Source organism: Mesorhizobium sp. Cs1321R2N1, from assembly GCF_037179725.1.
Taxonomy (GTDB): domain Bacteria; phylum Pseudomonadota; class Alphaproteobacteria; order Rhizobiales; family Rhizobiaceae; genus Mesorhizobium; species Mesorhizobium salmacidum.
On record NZ_JAPYKP010000359.1, the window covers coordinates 1 to 306 of the forward strand.

Annotated in this window: 1 protein-coding gene; it reads left to right on the forward strand. The window is 64.1% G+C overall.

All coding sequences use genetic code 11. From position 1 onward, the window contains the following. Positions 1–14: 14 nt before the first annotated feature. Positions 15–306 (forward strand): leucine zipper domain-containing protein (locus O7A61_RS32495; protein WP_337133217.1); only part of this gene is annotated, 292 nt, incomplete at its 3' end.

Consider the following 306-nt stretch of genomic DNA (forward strand, 5'->3'; position numbering starts at 1 on the left):
ATCGGAGGGTCCGAATGAACATCCACAAGAATGCCCGTCTGACGCCGCTGCGTCGAGAGGAGATGGCGCTGTCGATTATTGAAGGCCGTCTTTCCAAAGCCGATGCGGCGCGGAGATATGGTGTGTCAGCGAAGATCGTGGCGCGTTGGGTCGAGCGCTACAAGGCGGAGGGACGGGCTGGCATGGTCGACCGCTCATCCCGGCCCCATGCCATGCCGGGCATGACCGAACAGGCGGTGGCCGAGCGCATCGTGGCATTGCGCCGAAGGCGGCTGACCGGCAAGCACATCGCCATGGAGGTGGGTG